Here is a 22016-nt window from a genome sequence, read left to right as displayed (position 1 = left end):
GACCCGCGCCAGCGCGGACGGTCGCCCCCTCACGCCGTTGCCGGAGCCTGCATGACCGACGCCCCTCTTCCCGCCCGCACCGACCGGCGCGGCATGGCGCTGTACGGCCTGCTGGGGTTCGCCGCCGGGCTGCCCTTCTACATGTTCTCCACCGTGCTGACGCTGCGGTTGCAGGCGCATGGCGTCGCGCTGGCGGTGATCGGCTTCTTTGCCTGGGTGCAGTTGCTGCCGACGCTGAAGTTCGTCTGGGCGCCGCTGCTCGACCGCTACGACATTCCCGGCTTCGGGCGCTTCTGGGGGCGGCGGCGCGGATGGATCATGCTCGCCTCGCTCGGCATCTTCACCGCGATGGTGGCGATGGCGCTGACCGCGTCGGACGCCAGCCTGGCGGTCACCGCGCTGTTCGCGGTGCTGCTCGCCTTCTGGACCACCACGCTGGAGGTCGCGGCGGACGCCTGGCGTATCGAATTATACCCGACGCAGGACGAACAGGGGCCGATCGTCGCCGCCAATCTGTGGGGTTATCGCACGGCGATGGTCGCGGCGGGCTCGGGGGCGCTGCTGGTCGCCGATTCGGGCGGCTGGACCGCGGCATATCTGCTGATCGCGGTGGCGGCGTTCCTGCCCTTCCCCCTGCTCGCCGCGATGCGCCCCGATGCGGCGCATGGCGGCGGCCGTGGCGTGGCGCTGGCGACCGGGCTGGCGGCGAGCGCGGCGATCCTGCTGGCGGCGGCGGTGGCGACCGCGGCGGTCGGCTGGGTGGTGCTGGGCGTGGCGGTGCGTGCGGGCATCGACGCGAACAGCAACGTCACCCCTTATGTGCTGGCGCTGTGCATGCTGCCGTTCCTCGCCATGGCCGCCGCGCTGCCCAGGATCCGCCGTGCCGCGCCCGATTCGGCGTTGCGCACCTCGACCGTGCTGGGGCCGTATGTCGACTTCTTCTGGCGCTATGGCTTCGCCGCGCTGATCCTGATGGCGTTCGTCTCGATCTATCGCATGGGCGACGTGCTGGCGCTCAACCTGTCGAAGCCGATGATCAAGGGGCTGGGCTATTCGCTGACGCAGATCGGGCGGGCCGACAGCGTCGTCGCGCTGGCGGCGAGCATGATCGGGGTCGGGCTGGGCGGCTGGCTGGCGACGCGATGGCGGATGACATGGCTGCTGGCGCTCGGCGCGCTGGTCGCCGGGCTGGGCAATTTCGCCTTCGTCTGGCTGGCGCAGCAGCGCGTCGACGAACTGTTGCTGTACGTCGCCACCGCCGCCGACCAGTTCGGCAACGGCTTCGCGGGGACGGTCTTCGTCGTCTATCTCTCGCTGCTGGTGAACCCGCGCTATCCCGGCGCGCAATATGCCTTCCTGACCGGTTTCGCGTTCCTGCTGCCGCGGCTGCTCGCCGGGGCGGGGGGGACGATGGTCAATGCGATCGGCTATGACGGCTTCTTCGTCATGTCGGGCGCGCTCAGCTTTGCTGCGGTGCTGTTCCTGCCCGCGCTGGCGCGCATCTCCCCGCGAAAGGACGACCGATGATCGAAGATTTGGCGGATGCCGCCTTCGCGCCGGCGCAGGCGTATCTGGCGGCGGGGCGCATCCCCGGCGCGACGCTGGGCGTGGTCACCGCCGATGGCGCGCGCGCGGTGCGCGTCGCCGGGCTGGCGCGCCGCGTGCCGACGCCGGAGCCGCTGACGCGCACGCACTGGTTCGACCTCGCCTCGGTCAGCAAGGTGATCGCCACCACCGCCTTCATCCTGCGGCTGGCGGACGAGGGGCGGATCGACCTCGACCGCCCGCTGACCGACGCCATCCCCGACCTGCGCCAATATGACGTCGCACATGCGGCGGAGCGGCGCCTGACCTTCCGCGACTGCCTGGTGCATCGCACCTTCCTGCCTGCGGTCGAGCCGATCTATACCTATGGCGACGATCCCGCGCGGCTGCGCGCCTTCGTGCTCCAGCGCGAGTGGCGGCATGGACCGCCGGTCTATTCCGACATCAATTTCATCCTGCTCGGCATCGCGATCGAGCGCCTCACCGGCGCCGGACTGGACGCGCAGCCGCTGGGGGAGGGGCTAAGCTGGGGGCCGCCCCCCGGGCCGGCGGTCGCGACCGAACATTGCGCCTGGCGCGGACGCGTCCTCCAGGGCGAAGTGCATGACGAAAATGGCTTCGCGATGGGCGGGCGCACCGGCCATGCCGGATTGTTCGGGACGGTCGACGGCGTGCTCGACCATGCGCGATCCTTGCTCGACGGCAGCGGCGCGTCCCCCGCGGCGATCGCGGCGATGCGCGCCCCCGTCGAGGGGCATCGCACGCATGGATGGGAGATTTGCTTCCCCGGCTGGTCGGGCGGGCAGGCGTGCTCGCCGGGCACGATCGGCCATACCGGCTTCACCGGCACGGGTCTGTGGGTCGATTTCGACCGCGGGGTGGCATGGACGCTGCTGACCAACCGCGTCCACCCGACGCGCCACGCCGACAGCGGCATCTTCACGCTGCGCCCGGAAACGGGCGAGGCGCTGATCGGCGCATGGGATGCGGCAGCAGCAGGCTAGGAAAGGGGGGAAATGGTGCCCAAGGGCGGGATCGAACCACCGACACTACGATTTTCAGTCGTATGCTCTACCAACTGAGCTACTTGGGCGCACCGCCACTGGCGATGAGGCGCGGTCCCTAATCGGTGTCGCGGGCGCTGTCCAGCCCTTCCGTGTCGATCGCGGGCGGGCCGGGGATGCGATAGCCCTCGCCCAGCCAGCGCAGCAGGTCGCGGTCCTTGCACCCGCGGCTGCAAAAGGGGGTGTGCGCCGCGTCGGACGGCGCCTGGCAGATCGGGCAGGTGTTCTTCATGCGTCGAATATAGGCGCGCGCCCGGTGCGCTGCACCAGCGCGGCGAGCCACTCGGGATGCGCCTCGATCCGCGCCCGCACCGCGGCGGGCAGGCGGTGGCGGTTGGACGCGGACACCGGCGTCCGTTCGATCAGGCGCAGCGCGGCACGCGCGGCGGCGCCGACCGCATCGTCGCGCAACCGCTCGGGCAGCGACCCGCGCGGGCGCGGGCGGACGATCTGGAGGAAACCGAAGCCGTTGACCGCGGTCCGCTCGAACGGCGGCGGCAGCGCGGCGTCGATCGCGGCGGCGACTGCCTGCCGCGCGGCCTTGCCGGTCACGGTGGGGAAGTCGATGCCGATCGACCCGCCGATGCCGTGGCGGCGGATCGCCCGCGCGGTCGCCGTGGCGGCAGCGAGCGCGAGCGCGTCGGCGGCGGTGTCGCCATCCACGTCGAACAGCGTCATCGCCGGTGTCGGCGTCATCCGCAGCACGCCGCCGGGGAAGGCGATCTCGCCGCGCACCGCCTCGTCCAGTACCTCGGACCAGCCCGCCTCCTCCAGCGCGTCCGCCTCATGCGCGCGCAGGTGACGGATCGGATGCGGGGTTGCGGCGATGCGCGCCAGCAGGTCGGGGCCTGGCGCGGGTGGCAGGTCGGTGGCCCGCGCCCGCGCGCGCTTGGCCCGTCCCGGTTCGGGGATCGCCTCGCGCACCACCTCGACGGTCAGCGCGGCGCCCAGCGTCACGCCCGCCGGCGCACGGTCCAGCATCACCTCGCGCCCGTCCGCCAGCGTCGCGACGGTGCGCTCGGTCAGCCGCGCCGCGGCGACGGTGCCGACGCGCAGCGTGTCGGGTAGTTCGACGCGCGCGGCGAGGATGCGGCCATCGGCGACCAGCGCGGCGCGCGCCTCGCCCACCCCATCCTCATACAGCCATTCAGCCAAGCGCGACGCCCGCGGTGGCGAGCAGCGCGCGCGTCTCGAACAGCGGCAGGCCGATCACGCCGGAATGGCTGCCCGCCAGGAAGCGGACGAACGCCTCCGCCCGCCCCTGGATCGCATAGCCGCCCGCCTTGCCCAGCCCCTCGCCGCACGCGACATAGGCGTCGATCTCCGCGGGGGAGAGCGGCTTGAACGCGACGATCGTATCGGCCAGCCGGGTGCGCGCGATGCCGTCGGGCGCGATCACGCACACCGCGGACAGCGCATGGTGGCGGCGCCCGGACAGCAGCCGCAGCAGGTCGCGCTGCACATCCTCGCTCTCCGCCGGGGCCAGGATGCGGCGCCCCAGCGCGATCGTGGTGTCGCCCGCCAGCACCGCCTCGCCCGCCGCGCGCGGCACGGCGCGCGCCTTCTCCTCCGCGAGGCGCAGCGCATAGCGGCGCGGCAGTTCGCCGGCGTGCGGCGTCTCGTCGATCGCGGGCGCATGGACGCGCGCGGGCGCGACGCCGATCCGCGCGAGCAGGTCGCGGCGCCGCGGCGAGGAGGAGGCGAGGACGAGATCGGTCATGGATACCCGCCGTTACCGACGGGGACAGGATCAGGACGGGCCGGGGCCGCCGCGACCGGGCATGAAGCGGTAGGTGATCCGCCCCTTGGTGAGGTCATACGGGGTCAGTTCCACCAGCACCTCGTCGCCGACGAGGACGCGGATGCGGTTCTTGCGCATCTTGCCCGCGGTATGGCCCAGGATCTCGTGATCGTTTTCCAGCCGGACGCGGAACATCGCATTGGGCAGCAGTTCCACCACCTGCCCGCGCATTTCCAGGAGTTCTTCTTTCGCCAAACGGTGTCTCTTTCGCGTTGAATGCGCGCGCCCATAGCCGAGACGGCGGGAAAAGGGAAGGCGAGCGCCGGAGTTGCCGGCGCGCGGGGCGCGGCTTTGATCGCGATATGGGACGTGGCGGCGATTAGGGCAAGCCGGGATGGGGTTCACGCGGAGGCGCGGCGGCGCAGAGAGGTTGCCTTGGCGGCGACGTTCCGACCGCGCAGCGGCCAGTCTTCGAGGACGGGAAGATGGCAGATGTTGCTGCCGCGGAGCAGAGCGACAGGCGCATCCTCTTTGCGTCTTCGCGTCTTCGCGTGAACCGATACCACGCCGCGGCAAAGCCGCGTCGTCGGTCGTGCGGGCTGGACCGCCCGCACGCCGGCCGGCGGCCGCGCCGGTCCTCGAATAGCTGCGCTATTCTCGGGCGCGGCCGGCGACCATCGTCGCGATCGCCAGATCGCCCGACACGTTCAGCATCGTCCGGCACATGTCCAGGAAGCGGTCGACGCCCAGTACGATGCCGATCGCGGTCGGCGGCACGCCCACCATCCCCAGGATCAGCGCGATCACCGGCAGCGATCCCGCCGGCACCCCCGCGGTGCCGATCCCGCCGAGGATGCAGATGCCCAGCACCATCGCCTGCTGCGCCAGCGACAGCTCGACGCCGAAGAACTGCGCCAGGAACAGCACCGTCGCGCCTTCGAAGATCGCGGTGCCGTTCTGGTTCGCGGTCGCCCCGATCGTCAGCACGAAGCGCGCGATCTTGCGCGGCAGCTTCAGCTCGCTCTCCGCGACGCGCAGCGAGGTCGGCAAGGTGGCATTGGACGAGGCGGTGGAGAAGGCCATCACCATCGCCTGCTGGATGCCGCGGAAGAAGGTGAGCGGCGACATCCCCGCCGCCAGCCACACCGCGGCCGAATAGACCACCAGCAACTGGATCGACAGCGCGGCCAGCACCGTGCCCACATAGGCGCCCAGCCGGATCAGGATGTCGGCGCCGAACTGCGCGGTCAGGTTGAACATGAAACAGGCCACCGCGATCGGCGCCAGCCGGATGACGACGCCGATCAGCGTCATCGTGATCTCCAGCAGCCCCTCGACCGCGTGGAGGAACGCCTCGGTTTTCTCGTTCTTCACCAGCACCGTGCCGATGCCGATCGCCAGCGCGAAGACCATCAACGCCAGAATATCGTCGTCCGCCGCGGCGCGGATCGCGTTGGACGGGATGATCGCCAGCACGCCTTGCACCCCGCCGGCATGGTCCTTCCCCTGCCGCACGATCGCGGCGGCGCCCTCGCCCGCCTGCGCCAGCATCTGGCGCGCCTGCGCGGGGTCGATCCCGTCGCCGGGGCGCAGGACGTTGACCAGCACCAGCGCCAGCACGACCGAGGCGGTGGTGAGCGCCACGGTGTAGAGCAAGGTACGCACGCCGATCCGCTTCAGCGCGGCGATGTCGCCCATCTCCGCCACGCCGGTCACCAATGCTGCGAACAGCAGCGGGATGACGAGCATGAACAGCAGCCGCAGGAACAGCTGCCCGATCGGCCCGGTGACATAGGCGGTAAGGGTGTCGACCCAGCCGGCATCGCCCGCGGTCGCATGGACGATCAGCCCGCCGGTCAGCCCGATCGCGAACCCGGTCAGCATCTGAAGATGCAGCGGGAAGCGGGAGGGCGGGGGATGGGCGTCCGTCACCTGCGGTGAAGCGATGGACGCCGACGGTTGTTCCGTGTGCGTAGCGGCTTGGCTGCTGGCGTCCCCCCTCCGTTCGTGCTGAGGAGGCACTGAGCTTGTCGAAGTGCCGTCTCGAAGCACAAGCGCAACGCATGCCCCTTCGAGACGAGGCTTCGACAGGCTCAGCCTCTCCTCAGGGCGAACGGAAGGGTGCGCCGGGCCGCCTCACCCCCCCGCGTGCGTGGCCAGCGCGGCCAGCAGCAGCAGCGCGACGATATTGGTGATCTTGATCATCGGGTTCACCGCCGGCCCGGCGGTGTCCTTGTACGGATCGCCCACCGTATCGCCGGTCACTGCTGCCTTGTGCGCCTCCGATCCCTTGCCGCCGTGGTTGCCGTCCTCGATATATTTCTTGGCATTGTCCCACGCGCCGCCGCCCGACGTCATCGACAGCGCGACGAACAGCCCGGAGACGATCACGCCCAGCAGCATCGCGCCCAGCGCGGCGAACCCGGATGCCTGCCCGTCGACCACGGTGACGATGAAGTACAGCGCGATCGGCGACAGCACCGGCAGCAGCGACGGCACGATCATCTCGCGGATCGCGGCGCGGGTGACGAGGTCGACGGTGCGGCCGTAATTGGGGCGGCTGGTGCCCTGCATGATGCCGGGATTGTCGCGGAACTGCCCGCGCACTTCCTCCACCACCGCGCCTGCCGCACGGCCCACCGCGGTCATCCCGAACGCGCCGAACAGATAGGGCAGCAGCGCGCCGAGCAGCAGCCCGACGATGACATAGGGATTGCCCAGCGAGAAATCGACGGTCAGGTCGGGGAAGTAGGTCTCAAGGTCCGTCGTGTACGCGCCGAACAGCACCAGCGCGGCGAGGCCTGCGGAGCCGATCGCATAGCCCTTGGTCACCGCCTTGGTCGTGTTGCCGACCGCGTCGAGCGCGTCGGTCTTGTGCCGCACTTCGTCGTCCAGCCCCGCCATCTCCGCGATGCCGCCGGCATTGTCGGTCACCGGGCCATAGGCGTCGAGCGCGACGACCATGCCGGCCAGCGCCAGCATCGACGTCGCGGCGAAGGCGATGCCGATGATCCCCGCGAACTTGTACGCCGCGATCACCGCGATGACGATCACGATCGTCGGCAGCGCGGTCGCCTCCAGGCTGATCGCCAGCCCCTGGATCACGTTGGTGCCGTGCCCGGTCTCGCTCGCCCGGGCGATCGACTTGACCGGGCGATAGCTGGTGCCGGTGTAATATTCGGTGATCCACACGATCAGCCCGGTCACCGCCAGCCCGATCATCATGCACCAGAACAGGTCCATGCCGGTGAAGCCCGATGCCGCGGGCAGCCCGGCGACCGCGCTGTCGCCGCGCGTGGTGGCATCCGCCAGCGGCGCGGCGCCGGCCCCGCCGTCGAGGAAGCCCGCGCCCCCGATCACCGCGTTCATGTCGCCCAGCGTCCATTGCGTCGCGAACCAGATCGCGGGGACGGACAGCAGCGCGGACGTCCAGAACCCCTTGTACAGCGCGCCCATGATCGATCCACTGCCGCCCAGCCGCACCATATAGGTGCCGATGATCGAGGTGATGATGCACACCCCGCCCACCGCCAGCGGCAGGCTCATCAATCGTGCCAGTTCCGCGGCATCGGCCTGGATCAGCAGCGCGATCGACACCATCGTCACGCCCAGCGTCACGACATAGGTTTCGAACAGGTCGGCGGCCATGCCCGCGCAGTCGCCGACATTGTCGCCGACATTGTCCGCGATCACCGCGGGGTTGCGGGGGTCGTCCTCCGGAATGCCCGCCTCGACCTTGCCGACCAGGTCGGCGCCGACATCGGCCGCCTTGGTGAAGATGCCGCCGCCCAGCCGCGCGAAGATCGAGATCAGCGACGCGCCGAATGCCAGCGCGGTCAGCGCCTCGACGATGCGGCGATCGTTGGGCAGCAGCGCCGCCGGGCCGGTCAGATACCAGAAGAAGCCCGCGATCGCGAGCAGCCCCAGCCCCGCGACCAGCATCCCCGTCACCGCGCCGGAGCGGAACGCCATGGTGAGGCCACCCTGCAACGACGACCGCGCCGCCTCCGCGGTGCGCACGTTGGCGCGCACCGAGATGTTCATGCCGACGAACCCGGCCACGCCCGACAGGACCGCGCCGATGACGAAGCCGACCGTCGACAGCGTGCCCAGCGTGAACAGCAGCACGATCGCCACCACCACGCCGACCACCGCGATCGCGGAATATTGCCGCGTCAGATACGCCTTCGCGCCTTCCTGGATCGCGCTGGCGATGTCCTGCATCCGCTCGTTGCCGGGCGATGCGCTGAGAACCTGTCGGCTGGTAACGAAGCCATAGAGTACGGCGATGACGCCGCAGACCATGGCAAGGGTGACGATCGTCATGCCTTGCATCCCTCCTGGTTTGGCGCGTCGCCCGGTCTGTTGCCGGTCGTCCGCTTGGGAAAGGAGGCTAACACGCAGCCGCGTCAGCGCAACCCGTGCTGATACCCCAGCGATGCGGGCAGCGGGACGTTGTCGCCATCCTGGGTTAGCGTCAGCCCCGCACCCGCGGAAAAGGTGCCGACGCGGGTGGCGGCGACCGGCAGCGCGGCATCGGGCGCGGCGGCGAACAGCAGCTCGTAATCGTCGCCCGCGGTCGCGGCGGCCAGCGCGTCGGTGACGCCGCGCGCCAGCGGCACCGCGCCGAGCTCGACCGCGACCGCCAGCCCGCTCGCCGCCGCCATCCGCGCGGCATCGATCAGCAGCCCGTCCGACACGTCCATCATCGCATGGACCAGCGGCGCCAGCGCGCGCCCCTCCGCCAGCCGCGGTCGCGGGCGGCGATAGCGCGCGAGCAATACGGCATCGCCGTGCCCGGCGCGTGCGATCGCCAGCCCCGCACCGGCATCGCCGATCGTGCCGGTGACGTAGAGCGCGTCGCCGTCGCGCGCACCCGACCGCGGCGGCGCGGCGGCCTCCGCACCGAAGGCGGTGACGGTCAGCACGCGCGGCGCGCCGGCGGGCAGCGTCACCGTATCCCCGCCCAGCAGCGCGCAGCCGAACGCCGCCAGCGCCTGCGCCAGTCCGTCGAGGAACGCGGCATCCCACGCCGCGTCGCGCAGCGGATAGTTGAGCAGGATTCCCTCCACCCGCGCCCCCTTGGCGGCAAGGTCGGACAGGTTGGTCGCCACCAGCTTCCACGCGACATCGCCGGCGGGGTCGTGGGGCAGGAAGTGGACACCCTCCACCAACGTATCGGTGGTGATCGTCAGCCCGGCGAGCGCGGCGGTATCGTCGGCAAGGTCATGCGCGCCAGGATGGAGCGGCAGCGTGCGCAGGCGGGCGAGGAAATCGGCTTCGGTCATTTTGGGCAATCGCAGCCATAATAGTCGGCGTAGGCTCAGCAAGCTTGCCGTCACCGACCGACGCGGCTGACATCAGCGCGAACGTCGGTGTCTCACCACTTCACCGTGAAACACTGCTTTTCCGCCCGCTCCAACTTCACCGGTCCAAAGGCGTGGCTGGCCTTCGGAGTGCTTCCGTCAGATTCGTTCGTTCCCTATGCGTAGAGACGCGTGACCCGCTCATGCATCCTGAGCCGCATCGCGGCCAGACGATCCACCTCGCGCAACGCGGCCTGAAGGTCACCCTGACCGAACCGAGCCTGCACGGCGGCGGCGATCGCACGCTCTTCCTCCCGATCGAGATCCTCGATCGGGTCCTGTTCCATGCCGATTTTCATGGGCGGGGGCTCCTTGCAGGAATTTTGTATCATGTCCGCGCCAACGCGCCAAGCTCAATGTCCGCTCCGCTTGAAGGCGGCGGCGGTCAGGCCGGTCATGCGCGCGATCAGGCGGACAGTATCGACGGCCTGCACCTGCTTGTTGCCCGGATCGCGCTTGAAACGCTCCGGGCAACTGGTGGACGCAGCCACCACGCCCCAGATCCCGGTCGAGCCCAGCCGGACGGGAATTGCCGCCATCGAGCGATAGCGTTCCGCGTCATACGCCCGTCGCAGCGGTGCGGGCACGGGATAGGCTTCGGTAATGCCGGACTCGGCACTGTCGGCGATGATCATCTCCCGATCGCGACCCCACGCCTCGCCCACGAACCCTTCGTGCCGAGCCCAGCTTCGCGCCGCATGAGCGGGCGGCAATTGATCCGCCCGGATCGCGGCGATCCGTACCAGCCGATCTCCTTTCACCTGGAAGATGGAGATGGCCCATTGCTCGTCGATGCCGAACCCGATCGAGGCAAGCGTGAAGCGCCGTGCTGCCTCCAGCATTGCCTGAAGCGATCTCGGGACGTCGGCTGCTGGGATCAGCAGGGCGTTCTCCAAAGCCTCGCGCATCGAGCGGTTCGCATCGATCAGAGCCAGCCGCTTCAGGTCAAGCTGGGCCAAGCTGTCCAGCCGCGCGTGCAAGGCATCCCGAACATCAAGATGTCGTTGCGCCTCGCTTTCCAGCGCCGCTGCCCGGGCGAGCAGCGCCGGTGCCTCGTCTTGAAGCAACAGCAGAATCACACCGCCCACAAACACCAAGCCGAGCCCGAACCAGACGCATAGCCCTTTAACCGTGAGCAACCCGTTGCCAGTGTCGGGCATCAATCCGCCGTCCATGGCGCCGCCGACACCCGCGAGCGACGCACCACCCATGACGCAAATGACGTTGATCGCTGCCTGAAAGCGACGCGCACGACGGATGAAAGACAGGCCGCGCCGCATCAGCGCGTCGCGATGACCGTTCAGGCGCGCACGATCATCGCCCATCCGAAGCTCTCCGTGAGAAAATTCGGCGACCAGCCAGGCGTCGGGAGCGGCAGCCACCACATGGTCCACGCGCAATATCTATCGCGCATTGTCGGCGCAACGACCGGCTTCTTCCTTCGCCACTATTCGACGCGCGGCGCATCGTGCATCGGCTCGCCTGCCTCAATCCTCCCGCTTCGCGCCATCGAGCAGCGCATTCCGCCGTGCGGTCTCCTCCGCGTCCGCGGCCTTCTGCGCCATCGTCCGGCCGAAGGCGGCGCGGTTGGCGCTGGCCTGCGCCTCCTTCGATGCGCGCGCCTTGGCCTTGCGGGCGCGGTTGAGGTTGACGATGTCCGCCATCGTCAGCGGCGCACCTCCTTGGCGATTGCGTCGAGCAGGCCGTTGACGAACCCCGCCTCGCGCTTTTCGTAGAAGGCGTGCGCGACGTCGACATATTCGCTGATCGCGGCGCCCACCGGCACGTCGGCGCGTGCCAGCAGCTCATAGGTGCCGGCGCGCAGGATCGCCTTCATCGGCCGGTCGAGCCGGTCGAGCGACCAGCCCTTGGCCAGCTTCCCCGCGATCCGCGCGTCGATCTCGTCGCGGCGGGCGTCGGCACCCTTCACCACGTCGTCGAAGAAGTCGACGTCGGCGTCGGCATATTCGACGTCCTCGATCGTGGCGCCCAGCCGGTGCTGGTGGAATTCGTGGAGCAGGGCGGGGATCGCGGTCCCCTCCATCTCATGCTGGTACAGCGCCTGGACGGCGGCGAGGCGCGCGGCGGCGCGGGCCTTGGTACGGGCGGCTGGGGTGTTGGTGGCGGGTCGGGACATGGCGGCGGCCCTTACGCCCAACCGCGGGGTTCGTCACCCCTCACCGATTGGTGCGGATCCGCAGCGCGACCGATCGCGCATGCGCGGGCAGCCCCTCCGCGGTCGCGAGCGCGATCGTGGCGGGGCCAAGCTCGTTCAGCGCGGTTTCGTCGAGCTGGAGGAAGCTGGTCCGCTTCATGAAGTCGGTCACGCCGAGGCCACTGGCGAAGCGCGCGCGCCGCCCGGTCGGCAGGACGTGGTTGGGGCCGGCGACATAATCGCCGATCGCCTCGGGCGTGTGCCGCCCCAGGAAGGCGGAGCCGGCGTGCCGCAGCCGGTCGAACAGCGCCTGCGGGTCGTCGCACGCCAACTCGACATGCTCCGGGGCGAGGCGATCGACCAGCGGGATCGCATCCTCCAGCGCGGGCACGACGACGATCGCCCCATTGTCGTCCCATGCGACGCGCGCGACCGCCTGCGTCGGCAGATCGGCCAGCTGGCGCTCGACCGCGTCGGCGACGCGGTCCGCGAAGGCCGCATCGTCGGTGAACAGGATCGACTGCGTCGTGGTGTCATGCTCGGCCTGGCTCAGCAGGTCGGCGGCGATCCACTCGGGATCGTTGGCGCCGTCCGCCACGACGACGATCTCGCTCGGCCCGGCGACCATGTCGATCCCGACGACGCCATAGACCTGCCGCTTGGCCTCCGCGACCCAGGCGTTGCCGGGGCCGGTGACGACATCGACGCGCGCGATGCGATCGGTGCCATAGGCGAGCGCCGCGATCGCCTGCGCCCCGCCGACGCGCCACACCTCGTCCGCCTGCGCCAGATGCGCGGCGGCCAGCACCAGCGGGTTGACCTCGCCGTCGGGGGTCGGCGTGACGACCACCAGCCGCCCGACGCCGGCGACGCGCGCGGGGATCGCGTTCATCAGCAAGGTGGAAGGATAGGCCGCGCGCCCGCCGGGGACGTAGATGCCCGCCGCATCCACCGCACGCCACCGCGCGCCCAGCCGCACGCCGGCCGCGTCGGTGAAGGCGCTGTCCTCGGGCCGCTGCTTCTCGTGATAGGCGCGGATGCGCGCCGCGGCGAGTTCCAGCGCGCCGCGCAGCTCCGGCTCCAGCGCGTCGAACGCCGCGGCGCAGGCCGCGGCGTCGATGCGCCAGCCGGTGGCGTCCAGGTCGTGGCGGTCCAGCTTCTGCGTGAAGGCGCGCAGCGCGGCATCGCCTTCGTCGCGCACCGCGCGGATGATCGTGGCGACGTCGCGCGCGACATCGGTCGCGGTCTCGCGGCGATCGTCGACCAAGGCGTCGAAGCGCGCGGCGAAATCCGCGTCGCGCGTGTCCAGCCGGATCATGCCGCGCGCGCGCCCACCGCGGCGCGGAACGCCTCCACCAGCGGGAAGACGTGCGCGCGCGTCTTCATCGCCGCGCGGTTGACGATCAGCCGCGCGGAGACGGGCATGATCTCCTCCACCTCGACCAGGCCATTGTCCTTCAGCGTGCGGCCCGAGGAGACGAGGTCGACGATGCGCGTGGCGAGGCCCAGCGTCGGCGCCAGTTCCATCGCGCCGTTCAGCTTGATGCATTCCGCCTGCACGCCCTGCCGCGCGAAATAGGCGGCGGTGACATGCGGATATTTGGTCGCGACGCGCACATGGCTCCACCCGCGCGGATCGTCGGTCGCGGCCAGCGCGGCGGGTTCGGCGACCGACAGCCGGCAATGGCCGATGTCGAGGTCGACCGGCGCGTACAGTTCGGCATAGTCGAACTCGGCCAGCACGTCGGAGCCGACGATGCCCAGCTGTGCCGCGCCATGCGCGACGAAGGTGGCGACGTCGAACGCGCGCACCCGGATCAGCTCGATGCCCGGATCCTGCGTCGCGAAGCGCAGCGCGCGGCTGTCGGGGTCGCGGAACGCCGCCTCCGGCACCACGCCCGCCGCGGCGAGCAGCGGCAGCGCCTCGCCCAGGATGCGTCCCTTGGGCACCGCGATCACGATCGGTTCAGCCATGGCGCGGGCTTTACGGGAGGGGGGCGGGGGGCGCAATGACCGCCGTGAGAGGAGTCGACATGGCAACCGAGGCGGAAAACCGCGCATCGTTCGAGGTGCAGGCGCAATATTGCGATGCGATGGCCGCGCCGCGCACCGCGGCGGTATCGCGCGCGCTGGGGCGGGTGCTGTCGCGCGACACCGAAACCGGGCGCCGCGTGCTCGACTGGGCGGGCGAGCCGGTGGCGGATGCGCTGGTGCTGCGGCTGGTCGGCGGGCTCCACGCGCTGCTGCGGCGCGGCGGCGACGCCGAGCTGGCGCGGATGTTCGCGGATGGCGACGATTCGGCGACCGCCAGCGCGGTGGCGCGCCACGATGCGGCGCTGCTGCCGTGGCTCGACGGACCGCCGCAGACCAACGAGGCGGCACGATCGGCCGGGCTGATGACCGGGCTGCTCCACGTCGCACAGGCGTTCGGGCCGCGCGTCGAGGTGCTGGAGATCGGATCGAGCGCAGGGCTGAACCTGCTGATCGGGCGGATGCGGTTCGATCTGGGCGGCGTGATGGCCGGGCCGGCGGCGTCGCCGCTGCTGATCCGGCCCGAATGGCGCGGTGTTGCCCCGCCCGCCGTGCCGATCGAGGTGGTCCGCGCGCGCGGCGTCGATATCGCGCCGGTGGATGTCGCCGATCCCGCACAGGCGGAGCGGCTGGCGGGCTATGTCTGGGTCGACAATGACGCGCGGCTGGCACGGCTCGACACCGCGATCGCGATGGTGCGCGCTGCACCGGTCGATCTGGTGCCGGGCGATGCCGCCGACTGGGTCGAGGCGCAGCTGGCGGAGCCGCAGGAGGACGGCGTCACCCGCGTGCTGATGCATTCGGTGGTGTGGCAATATCTGCCCGCCGCTGCGCGCGAGCGGATCCGTGCCGCCATGGCGGGGGCGGGTGCGCGCGCCACGTCCGCGCGCCCGCTGGCCTGGGTGATGATGGAGCCCAACCGCGACCTCCACCGTCACGAGGTGCGCGTGCAATGCTGGCCCGGCGACGAGGCGATGGCGCTGGTCGCGCTGACGCATGCGCACGGCGCCTGGGTGGAGGGGCTGTCGCCGCCCTACGAGACGCGCGACTATGTCATGCGGCGCGGCGCCTATGAGTGAGACGAAGCGCGCGCCGCGCCGCGACGCGACGCGGCGGCGCGAGGCGCTGATCCTCGCGGCGGCGGCGGCGTTCGAGGAACAGGGCTATGGCGTCGCGATGGAGACGATCGCGGAACGCGCCGGGGTCGGCCGCGCGACGCTGTACCGCAACTTCAAGGACCGCGAGGCGCTGGCGCTCGCCATCTTCGCGCGCGAGATCGACCGGATGGAGGCGATGATCGACCCCGCGCGACCGATCGCGCAGACGATCGGCGCGATGGTGCGCGAGGGCGCGCGCGCCTCCGGGCTGTTCGCGCGGATCGCGCTGGAGCTGCACGTCGATGCGGAGAACATCGCCGCCTTCCGCGCGCTGGGCGAGCGGCTGGAGCGCGTCGTCACCCCCGCGGTGATGGCGGCACAGGCGCGCGGCGAATTGTCCGCGACGGCGACCGCGCGCGAGGTGGTGCTGGCGGTGCGGATGCTCGGCGGGCTGCTGCGCCCGCAGCTGGCGGAGGACGAAGGCGAGGCGCAACGGGCGACCGCGCTGGCAATGCTGATGCGGGGGTTGATGCCGCGAGGTTCTTCTTCTTGCCCCTCCCCTTCAGGGGAGGGGTAGGGGGTGGGGCGGGGTCTCGCAGAGAGGCCGTTCACTGCCCCACCCCTAACCCCTCCCCTGAAGGGGAGGGGGATTGGCGTCACTCCTTCGACTCCCTCCACCCCAGCCCCAGCGCCTTGTTCACCGCGATATAGCTCTCCGCTAGCCCGGCGCGCGCCTGCGACAGCGCGATGCGCGCGGACAGTTGCTGGCGCTCGATCTCCAGCTGATCGATCACCGTGCTGGTCCCCGCCGCGACGCGCTGGCGGTTGAGCGTCGCGGCGCGCGTCGCGCTGGCCTCCGCCTGGATCAGCTGCGCCAGCTGGAGCCGCGCGTTGGCGAAGCGCGACAGCGACGCCTCGGCATCCTGCAACGCCGCCAGCACCGTCTGGCGATAGGCGGCATCGGCCTGATCGCGCTGCGCCTCCGACGCGCGGGTCGCGGCGCGGTTGCGGCCGAAGTCGAGGAACGACCAGCTGAGCGACGGCGCCACCAGCGTCGTCAGCTTGGCCGGGTCGAGCACGTCGCCCGGCGACGTGCCGCCCAGCCCCAGCAGCCCCAGGAAGCGGATGCCGGGCAGCTCCTTCGCTTTGGCGACCCCGATCCCCGCGGTGGCGGCGGCGAGCTGGCGCTCCGCCGCGCGCACGTCGGGGCGGCGCGCGATCAGCGCGGCGGGCGTATCGACCGCGACGCGCGGTGGCGGCAGCGGGATCGCGGCGGCGGGCGCCAGCGTCGCATCCAGCGCCCCCGGCGCGCGCCCGGTCAGCAGCGCCAGCCGGTCGAGCAGCTCGTCGCGCTGCGCGGCGAGCGGGATCGCCTGCGCCTGCGTATTCTCCAGCTGGTTGCCCAGCCGCTCGACGGTCAGCTGCGACGCGGTGCCCGCGGCGAAGCGCTGGCGGGTGAGCGCCAGCTGCTGCTGTTGCAGCTGCGCGGCGGCGGCGTTGAGGCGGATGCGCTCCTGCACGTCGCGCAGGTCGACATAGGCCTGCGCCACCTGCGCGGACAGCGACACCTGCGCATCGGCCAGGTCGGCGGTGCGTGCGCCGACGTTGGCGCGCGCCTGCTCCACCCCGCGGCGCGTGCCGCCGAACAGGTCCGGCTCCCACGAGGCATTGGCACCGGCGTTGTAGAAGGTGAGGTCGGTGCTGCCGCCCCCGCCGGCGATCCCCGGCAGGCGCGCGTTGAGGACGGTGGCATTGGCGCTGGCGGAGGGCAGCGCGGCGGTGCGCTGCTGCCCCAGCTTCGCCTGCGCCTCGCGGATGCGCGCGGTCGCCTGATCGATCGTCGGGCTGTGCGCCAGCGCGTCGTCCACCAGCGCGGTGAGCGTCGCGTCGCCCAGCGCCTCCCACCAGCGTGCGAGCACGGGCGCCGCATCGGCCTGCGCGTTCCGCACGAAGGTGCCGCGCGCGACCGCATCGGCGGCGGCGGCGGGCGGGCCGGCGTAATCGGGGCCGACGGTACATCCCGCCAGCGCCGCGGCGGAGAGGAGGAGAGCAAGGTATCGCATCAATGCACCATCGCCGGCCCGCTGCTCCTAGGCAGCGGACGCAGGAACAGGACCAGCGGCAGGACGGCGAGCGTGCCCACCCCCATGATCCAGAAGATGTCGTTATAGGTCATCGCCAGCGCCTGTGCCTGGACCTGCTGCCCTAGCAGCCGCAGCCCGGCTGTGGCGTCGCCCACCTGCTGCGACAGCCCGCCGACATAGGTCTGCACGCCGGCGTCGTTGGCGGGCATCGCCTCCTCCAGCCGGCGCGAATGGAAATAGAGGCGCTTGTCCTGGAGGATCGAGATGCCCGCCAGCGCGAAGCTGCCGCCCAGGTTGCGCACCGCGTTGAACAGGCCCGACGCGTCGCCGGCATCCTCCGGCGGCACCGATCGCACCGTCGCCTGGCTGAGGAACAGCATCCCCAGGATCTGCCCCACGCCGCGCATCAGCTGCGACACGGTGAAATCGCCGCCGGTCGACGCCGCGGTCAGATGCGCGTCGAGGAAGGAGGAGCCGGCCATGATCAGCAGCCCCGCCGCCACCGCGATGCGGATGTCGACGCGCACCAGCAGGATCGGCACGATCGCCATCATGAACAGGCTCGGCAGCCCCGACAGCAGCACGACCTTGCCCGCCTGTAGCGCGTTATAGCCCGCCAGCGTCGCCAGGAACTGCGGGATGGCATAGCTGGTGCCGTAGAGGACGACGCCCAGCACCATTCCCATCAGCGCGACCGATCCGAACTGCCGGTCGCGCAGCAGCCGCAGCTTGATGATCGGGCGCGCCGCGGTCAGCTGCCCCAGCGCCAGCAGCAGGAAGCCGACCGCGGAGGTGACGAACATCGCGCGGATCAGCCCGGAGGCGAACCATTGCTCGCGCTGCCCGTCCTCCAGCATCACGGTCAGCCCGCCCAGCCCCAGCGCCAGCCCGGCGATGCCCAGCCAGTCGGCCTGCGCGATCAGGTGCAGCTTCGCGCGCCGATGCGGCAGCCCGACCAGCAGCAGCGTGACGAGGATCGCGCAGATCGGCACGTTGATGAAGAAGGCATAATGCCAGCTGATGTTCTCGGTCAGCCACCCGCCGATCAGCGGCCCCAGCACCGGCCCCAGGATCGCGGTGACGCCGAAGGCGGCGATGCCGATCGGCTGCTGCGCCGGCGGCAGCCGCTGCGCGATGATGACCTGTGCGGTCGGGATCATCGCGCCGCCGGTAAAACCCTGCCCGACGCGCCCGACGATCATCATCGACAGCGTGGTGGAGACGCCGCACAAGACGGAGAAGGCGGTGAACAGCCCCGCCGCGATCAGCAGGAAGGTGCGCAGGCCCAACACGCGCTCGAGCCACGCCGCCATCGGGATGATGACGATCTCCGCGACCAGATAGGCGGTGGCGATCCACGTCCCCTCGGTCCCGCTGGCGCCGATCTCGCCCTGGATCGTGGGCAGCGCGGAATTGACGATCGAGATGTCGAGCGTCGCCATGAACGCGCCCAGCGTCCCCGCCGCCACCGCCAGCCACGCGGTCAGGTCGGCGCGTTCGGCGGGCGGGTTCGCGGCGGCGGCGGCGGCGCTCGCCACGTCAGCGGTCCTGCTGCGCGCGGATGCGGTCCATCTCGCCCTTGGCGCCGATCGTGTCGACCGTCACCGTCACCGACAGTCCGGGGACGAGCAGGCGGCGCGCGGCCGGGGTGGCGGCGATCGCGATGCGTACCGGCACGCGCTGGACGATCTTGGTGAAATTGCCGGTCGCGTTCTGCGGCGGCAGGATCGAGAATTGCGCGCCGGTGCCGGGCGCGATGCTGGCGACGCGGCCCTGGATCTCCAGCCCGTCGAGCGCATCCACCTTGATCCGCGCGGGCTGGCCGGGGCGCATCAGCGCCAGCTGCGTCTCCTTGAAATTGGCGGTGACGTACAGCGACTGGAGCGGGACGATCGACATCAGCCGCATGCCCGGCTGGACATATTGCCCCACCGTCACGGTGCGGTCGCCGACGCGCCCCGCGATCGGCGCGCGCAGGATGGTGGCGCCGACGTCGACGTCGGCGGCGGACAATTGCGCGCGCGCCGCCTGACCCTGCGCCTCGCCCTGCCGCACCTGGCTCTGCAACGCGGCGACGCGGCGCTGCTGCACCGCCAGCGCGGCGGCCTGTGCGCGGACATTGTCGGCGGACTGGCGCGCGGTCGCCTCCAGCTGCGCCAGCTGCTGGCGCGTCTCCGCGCCCGAGGCGGCGAGCGGGCGATAGCGCGCGACCTCGCCCGCGTCATAGGCCGCCTTGGCCCGCGCGGCGTCGAGCTGCGCCCGCGTCTGCGCGATCGTGGCATGTTGCTCCGCCACCTGCGCGCGCGCCGCATCGGCCTGCGCGGCGGCGACCGCGATCTGCGCCTGCGCCTGTGCCGCCTGCGCGCGCGCGTTGCGCGGATCGATCCGCAGCAGCGGCTGGCCCGCGGCGACGTCCTGATTCTCCGCCACCAGCAGCTGCGCCACGTTCCCCGCGACGCGCGGCGCCACGGTGACCATGTCCGCCTCGACCCGCGCGTCGTTGGTGTCCTGCCGATACTGGCCCACCGTCTGGTAGCGGACGAACCAGATCCCGCCGACGATCAGCACGATCGCCGCCAGCGCGAGCAGGATCAGCCTGGCACGCCCGCTCAGCTTGCGGCGTTGTGGCGAGTCGTCGTCATCGGTGGCGTCGGTCATGCGCGCGCATCTAGGCGCCTGCGCTTAACCGGACAAGGTGTCCGTTTAACAATCAGCCGCCGCCGTCGCGCTCGATATCGGCGCCGACCGCGGACAGTTTCTCCTCCAGCCGCTCGTACCCGCGGTCGAGGTGATAGACGCGCGATACCGACGTCTCGCCATCCGCGACCAGCCCTGCGATGATCAGGCTCATCGACGCGCGCAGGTCGGTCGCCATCACCGGCGCGCCGACCAGCCGGTCGACCCCGCGCACCACCGCGGTGCGCCCGCGCACCTGGATGTCCGCCCCCATCCGCGCCAGCTCGGGCACGTGCATGTAGCGGTTCTCGAAGATCGTCTCGGTCAGCATGCTGGCGCCCGCCGCCTTGCACAGCATCGCCATGAACTGCGCCTGCATGTCGGTGGCGAAACCCGGATAGGGCGCGGTCGACAGCGTCAGCGGCTTCAGCTGCGCGTCGCTGGTGACCAGGATCGAGCTGCGGCGCTCCTCGATCCCCACGCCCGCCTCGCGCAGCGCGTCCAGCGTCGCGCCCATATCGGCGGGGGTGACGTTCATCAGCTCCACCTCGCCCCCGGTGACCGCGGCGGCGCAGGCATAGCTGCCCGCCTCGATCCGGTCGGGCATCACCGCATAGGTGGCGCCGTGCAGCTCGTCGACGCCCTCGATCTCCAGCGTCTCGGTGCCGATCCCCTCGATCTGCGCGCCCATCGCGACCAGGCAGCGGCACAGATCGACGATCTCCGGCTCGCGCGCCGCATTCTGGATCCGGCTGCCGCCCTTCGCGGTGACCGCGGCCATCAGCACGTTCTCGGTCGCGCCGACCGACACGATCGGGAAGCTGTACTTGCCCCCCGACAGGCGTCCGCCCGGCGCGGTCGCGGTGACATATCCCGCGCTCATCTCCAGATGCGCGCCGATCGCCTCCAGCGCCTTCAGGTGGAGGTCGATCGGGCGGTTGCCGATCGCGCACCCGCCGGGCAGCGACACCCGCGCCTGTCCCGCACGCGCCAGGATCGGGCCGAGCACCAGGATCGAGGCGCGCATCTTGCGCACGATATCATAGGGCGCCTCGGTCGAGGTCAGCTGGCCGGCGCGGATCGTCATCACGCGGCCGAAATCCTCCGGCCGACTGCCCTCGATCGTGGTCGATGCGCCCAGCTGGTTGAGCAGGTGGCCGAAGCCGTCGACGTCGGCCAGCCGCGGCAGGTTGCGCAGCGTCAGCGGCTCGTCGGTCAGCAGCGCGCAGGGCATGAGCGTCAGGGCGGCATTCTTTGCCCCGGAAATGGGCAGCTTGCCGTTCAGGCGGCGGCCGCCGCGGATGAGGATACGGTCCATGGCGCCATGCTCTATCCAATGCCGCGGCCACCGCCAAGCGAGCGTACCGGCACGCCGCGCCGCCGCGCGCGCCGGCACGGCCTTTTTTCCCGCTTGATCGGGTTTAATGCGCGCGCGCCCGGCACCCGCGTAACGACCCGGAACAAACCGGGGGACAACAGACGGGTGCCAGTGCGTAGCTTCGCCGATCAGATCGGCGACATTCTGGACGTGACGCCGGACGAGCGGCGGGCGCTGGAACGCCTGCTGGAGCGCGAGCGCATTGTCCGGCGCGGCACCACCTTGGTGCGCGAGAACGACCGCTCGACCGAGCTGTTCGCGCTGAAGAGCGGGATGATGATGGCCTATGTGCTGCTGGACGACGGCAGCCGGCAGGTGCTGCGCTTCCTGTTCCCGGGTAACATGATCGGCATGGCGGTGGTCGCCTATGGCAAGGCGCCGCAGACGCTGGTGGCGCTGGCGGACAGCGTGGTGGCGTCGATCGACCGCACCCAGCTGGCCGACCTGATGTACCGCCACCCGCGCGTCGCGCTCGCCATCGCGGGGCTGGAGCAGGTGGAGCGGTCCGCGCTGACCGACCGGCTGGCGGGGGTGGGGCGCACCTCGGCACGCGCGCGCGTCGCCGCGGTGCTGCTCGACATCCGCGACCGGATGCGGCGCTGCGATCCGTCGATCGGTGCCGCCTTCTCGCTGGGGCTGACGCAGGAGGAGATCGGCGACGCCACCGGGCTGACCGCGGTGCACGTCAACCGTATGCTGCGCCAGCTGGAGGACCAGGCGCTGATCGCGCGCAACGCGGGGCGGGTGACGATCCTCGACGAACCCGCGCTGGTGCGCGCGGCGAATTACGTCGATCGCATGGCCGGGCTCGACCTGTCGTGGCTGCCGGTGCCGCCGAATCGGTGAGTTGTCGGTGGAGAGCGATTAAAGCCCCTCCCC

General features: G+C 71.0%; 22 protein-coding genes and 1 tRNA gene. 5 read left to right on the top strand and 18 right to left on the bottom strand.

What is annotated here, in order from left to right; translation table 11 throughout:
• Positions 1–51 precede the first annotated feature (51 nt).
• Together PGN14_RS01210 and PGN14_RS01205 are read left to right on the top strand one after the other, a co-directional pair.
• Positions 52–1527, top strand: coding sequence for a permease (locus tag PGN14_RS01210; protein ID WP_335297590.1), 1476 nt, complete (start codon positions 52–54; stop codon positions 1525–1527).
• On the top strand, positions 1524–2549 hold the full coding sequence (locus PGN14_RS01205) for a serine hydrolase domain-containing protein (protein WP_335297588.1): 1026 nt from the start codon (positions 1524–1526) through the stop codon (positions 2547–2549). The genes PGN14_RS01210 and PGN14_RS01205 overlap by 4 nt, the downstream gene beginning before the upstream one ends.
• A gap of 13 nt (positions 2550–2562) precedes the next feature.
• On the opposite strand, the gene PGN14_RS01200 is transcribed toward PGN14_RS01205, so the two are convergent.
• The 14 genes from PGN14_RS01200 to hisG all read right to left on the bottom strand — a co-directional run bounded on the left by PGN14_RS01200 (position 2563) and on the right by hisG (position 13845).
• A tRNA-Phe gene (locus tag PGN14_RS01200) sits at positions 2563–2638 on the bottom strand.
• Positions 2639–2667: 29 nt separating this feature from the next.
• On the bottom strand, positions 2668–2841 hold the full coding sequence (locus PGN14_RS01195; protein WP_335297587.1) for a DNA gyrase inhibitor YacG: 174 nt from the start codon (positions 2839–2841) through the stop codon (positions 2668–2670).
• Positions 2838–3764 (bottom strand): ribonuclease, encoded by a 927-nt coding sequence (locus PGN14_RS01190; RefSeq protein WP_335297586.1) that lies wholly within the window; start codon positions 3762–3764, stop codon positions 2838–2840. The genes PGN14_RS01195 and PGN14_RS01190 overlap by 4 nt, the downstream gene beginning before the upstream one ends.
• Positions 3757–4329 (bottom strand): Maf family protein, encoded by a 573-nt coding sequence (locus PGN14_RS01185; RefSeq protein WP_335297585.1) that lies wholly within the window; start codon positions 4327–4329, stop codon positions 3757–3759. Before PGN14_RS01185 ends, PGN14_RS01190 begins: the two co-directional genes overlap by 8 nt.
• A 30-nt stretch (positions 4330–4359) precedes the next feature.
• Entirely contained in the window at positions 4360–4605 is a 246-nt protein-coding gene (gene infA / locus PGN14_RS01180) for a translation initiation factor IF-1 (protein WP_022685627.1), read from the bottom strand.
• Positions 4606–5001: 396 nt separating this feature from the next.
• Positions 5002–6234: a dicarboxylate/amino acid:cation symporter gene (locus tag PGN14_RS01175; RefSeq protein WP_335297584.1), complete on the bottom strand. Its 1233-nt coding sequence runs from the start codon at positions 6232–6234 to the stop codon at positions 5002–5004.
• Between the two features lie 252 nt (positions 6235–6486).
• Entirely contained in the window at positions 6487–8676 is a 2190-nt protein-coding gene (locus PGN14_RS01170; protein ID WP_335297583.1) for a sodium-translocating pyrophosphatase, read from the bottom strand.
• An 83-nt stretch (positions 8677–8759) separates the two neighbouring features.
• A complete protein-coding gene (gene thiL / locus PGN14_RS01165; RefSeq protein ID WP_335297582.1) occupies positions 8760–9638 on the bottom strand; it encodes a thiamine-phosphate kinase in 879 nt (292 codons plus the stop codon).
• A 194-nt stretch (positions 9639–9832) separates the two neighbouring features.
• Positions 9833–10003: a hypothetical protein gene (locus tag PGN14_RS01160; protein WP_335297581.1), complete on the bottom strand. Its 171-nt coding sequence runs from the start codon at positions 10001–10003 to the stop codon at positions 9833–9835.
• A gap of 66 nt (positions 10004–10069) precedes the next feature.
• Complete coding sequence (locus PGN14_RS01155; protein WP_335297580.1) at positions 10070–11110, bottom strand: GAF domain-containing protein; 1041 nt, start codon at positions 11108–11110, stop codon at positions 10070–10072.
• A gap of 93 nt (positions 11111–11203) precedes the next feature.
• Positions 11204–11380: a DUF4169 family protein gene (locus tag PGN14_RS01150; RefSeq protein WP_335297578.1), complete on the bottom strand. Its 177-nt coding sequence runs from the start codon at positions 11378–11380 to the stop codon at positions 11204–11206.
• A gap of 2 nt (positions 11381–11382) precedes the next feature.
• Positions 11383–11853: a transcription antitermination factor NusB gene (gene nusB / locus PGN14_RS01145; RefSeq protein ID WP_335297576.1), complete on the bottom strand. Its 471-nt coding sequence runs from the start codon at positions 11851–11853 to the stop codon at positions 11383–11385.
• Between the two features lie 40 nt (positions 11854–11893).
• Positions 11894–13189 (bottom strand): histidinol dehydrogenase, encoded by a 1296-nt coding sequence (gene hisD, locus PGN14_RS01140; RefSeq protein WP_335297575.1) that lies wholly within the window; start codon positions 13187–13189, stop codon positions 11894–11896.
• Positions 13186–13845: an ATP phosphoribosyltransferase gene (gene hisG, locus PGN14_RS01135; protein WP_335297574.1), complete on the bottom strand. Its 660-nt coding sequence runs from the start codon at positions 13843–13845 to the stop codon at positions 13186–13188. The genes hisD and hisG overlap by 4 nt, the downstream gene beginning before the upstream one ends.
• Before the next feature lie 59 nt (positions 13846–13904).
• Here hisG and PGN14_RS01130 point away from each other — a divergent pair, with 59 nt between their 5' ends.
• Positions 13905–14981, top strand: coding sequence for a DUF2332 domain-containing protein (locus PGN14_RS01130; RefSeq protein WP_335297573.1), 1077 nt, complete (start codon positions 13905–13907; stop codon positions 14979–14981).
• Positions 14974–15576, top strand: a complete 603-nt coding sequence (locus tag PGN14_RS01125) for a TetR/AcrR family transcriptional regulator (RefSeq protein ID WP_335297572.1) — start codon at positions 14974–14976, stop codon at positions 15574–15576. The genes PGN14_RS01130 and PGN14_RS01125 overlap by 8 nt, the downstream gene beginning before the upstream one ends.
• 79 nt (positions 15577–15655) lie before the next feature.
• On the opposite strand, the gene PGN14_RS01120 is transcribed toward PGN14_RS01125, so the two are convergent.
• The 4 genes from PGN14_RS01120 to murA are packed head-to-tail and all read right to left on the bottom strand — an operon-like array spanning position 15656 to position 21077.
• Entirely contained in the window at positions 15656–17062 is a 1407-nt protein-coding gene (locus PGN14_RS01120) for an efflux transporter outer membrane subunit (protein WP_335297570.1), read from the bottom strand.
• Positions 17062–18621, bottom strand: a complete 1560-nt coding sequence (locus PGN14_RS01115; protein WP_335297569.1) for an MDR family MFS transporter — start codon at positions 18619–18621, stop codon at positions 17062–17064. The genes PGN14_RS01120 and PGN14_RS01115 overlap by 1 nt, the downstream gene beginning before the upstream one ends.
• A 1-nt stretch (position 18622) precedes the next feature.
• The gene (locus tag PGN14_RS01110; RefSeq protein ID WP_335297568.1) at positions 18623–19741 is read right to left on the bottom strand and encodes an HlyD family secretion protein; all 1119 of its coding nucleotides are present in this window, start codon (positions 19739–19741) and stop codon (positions 18623–18625) included.
• Positions 19742–19793: 52 nt separating this feature from the next.
• Positions 19794–21077 (bottom strand): UDP-N-acetylglucosamine 1-carboxyvinyltransferase, encoded by a 1284-nt coding sequence (gene murA, locus PGN14_RS01105; protein WP_335297566.1) that lies wholly within the window; start codon positions 21075–21077, stop codon positions 19794–19796.
• Positions 21078–21248: 171 nt separating this feature from the next.
• Between murA and PGN14_RS01100 the strand changes: the two genes are divergently transcribed.
• Entirely contained in the window at positions 21249–21983 is a 735-nt protein-coding gene (locus tag PGN14_RS01100; RefSeq protein WP_335297565.1) for a Crp/Fnr family transcriptional regulator, read from the top strand.
• The last annotated feature ends 33 nt before the right edge of the window (positions 21984–22016 follow it).

Source organism: Sphingomonas adhaesiva (assembly GCF_036946305.1).
Classification (GTDB): domain Bacteria; phylum Pseudomonadota; class Alphaproteobacteria; order Sphingomonadales; family Sphingomonadaceae; genus Sphingomonas; species Sphingomonas adhaesiva_B.
This window is presented reverse-complemented; position numbering and strand designations above follow the sequence as displayed.

What these genes read in the sequence shown, in the direction of transcription:
- PGN14_RS01210 (WP_335297590.1), top strand. Translation starts at nt 52, where the DNA reads ATGACCGACGCCCCTCTTCCCGCCCGCACCGACCGGCGCGGCATGGCG.
- PGN14_RS01205 (WP_335297588.1), top strand. Translation starts at nt 1,524, where the DNA reads ATGATCGAAGATTTGGCGGATGCCGCCTTCGCGCCGGCGCAGGCGTAT.
- PGN14_RS01195 (WP_335297587.1), bottom strand. Translation starts at nt 2,841, where the DNA reads ATGAAGAACACCTGCCCGATCTGCCAGGCGCCGTCCGACGCGGCGCAC.
- PGN14_RS01185 (WP_335297585.1), bottom strand. Translation starts at nt 4,329, where the DNA reads ATGACCGATCTCGTCCTCGCCTCCTCCTCGCCGCGGCGCCGCGACCTG.
- PGN14_RS01175 (WP_335297584.1), bottom strand. Translation starts at nt 6,234, where the DNA reads ATGCTGACCGGGTTCGCGATCGGGCTGACCGGCGGGCTGATCGTCCAT.
- PGN14_RS01170 (WP_335297583.1), bottom strand. Translation starts at nt 8,676, where the DNA reads ATGACGATCGTCACCCTTGCCATGGTCTGCGGCGTCATCGCCGTACTC.
- thiL (WP_335297582.1), bottom strand. Translation starts at nt 9,638, where the DNA reads ATGACCGAAGCCGATTTCCTCGCCCGCCTGCGCACGCTGCCGCTCCAT.
- PGN14_RS01160 (WP_335297581.1), bottom strand. Translation starts at nt 10,003, where the DNA reads ATGGAACAGGACCCGATCGAGGATCTCGATCGGGAGGAAGAGCGTGCG.
- PGN14_RS01150 (WP_335297578.1), bottom strand. Translation starts at nt 11,380, where the DNA reads ATGGCGGACATCGTCAACCTCAACCGCGCCCGCAAGGCCAAGGCGCGC.
- nusB (WP_335297576.1), bottom strand. Translation starts at nt 11,853, where the DNA reads ATGTCCCGACCCGCCACCAACACCCCAGCCGCCCGTACCAAGGCCCGC.
- hisD (WP_335297575.1), bottom strand. Translation starts at nt 13,189, where the DNA reads ATGATCCGGCTGGACACGCGCGACGCGGATTTCGCCGCGCGCTTCGAC.
- hisG (WP_335297574.1), bottom strand. Translation starts at nt 13,845, where the DNA reads ATGGCTGAACCGATCGTGATCGCGGTGCCCAAGGGACGCATCCTGGGC.
- PGN14_RS01130 (WP_335297573.1), top strand. Translation starts at nt 13,905, where the DNA reads ATGGCAACCGAGGCGGAAAACCGCGCATCGTTCGAGGTGCAGGCGCAA.
- PGN14_RS01125 (WP_335297572.1), top strand. Translation starts at nt 14,974, where the DNA reads ATGAGTGAGACGAAGCGCGCGCCGCGCCGCGACGCGACGCGGCGGCGC.
- PGN14_RS01120 (WP_335297570.1), bottom strand. Translation starts at nt 17,062, where the DNA reads ATGCGATACCTTGCTCTCCTCCTCTCCGCCGCGGCGCTGGCGGGATGT.
- PGN14_RS01110 (WP_335297568.1), bottom strand. Translation starts at nt 19,741, where the DNA reads ATGACCGACGCCACCGATGACGACGACTCGCCACAACGCCGCAAGCTG.
- murA (WP_335297566.1), bottom strand. Translation starts at nt 21,077, where the DNA reads ATGGACCGTATCCTCATCCGCGGCGGCCGCCGCCTGAACGGCAAGCTG.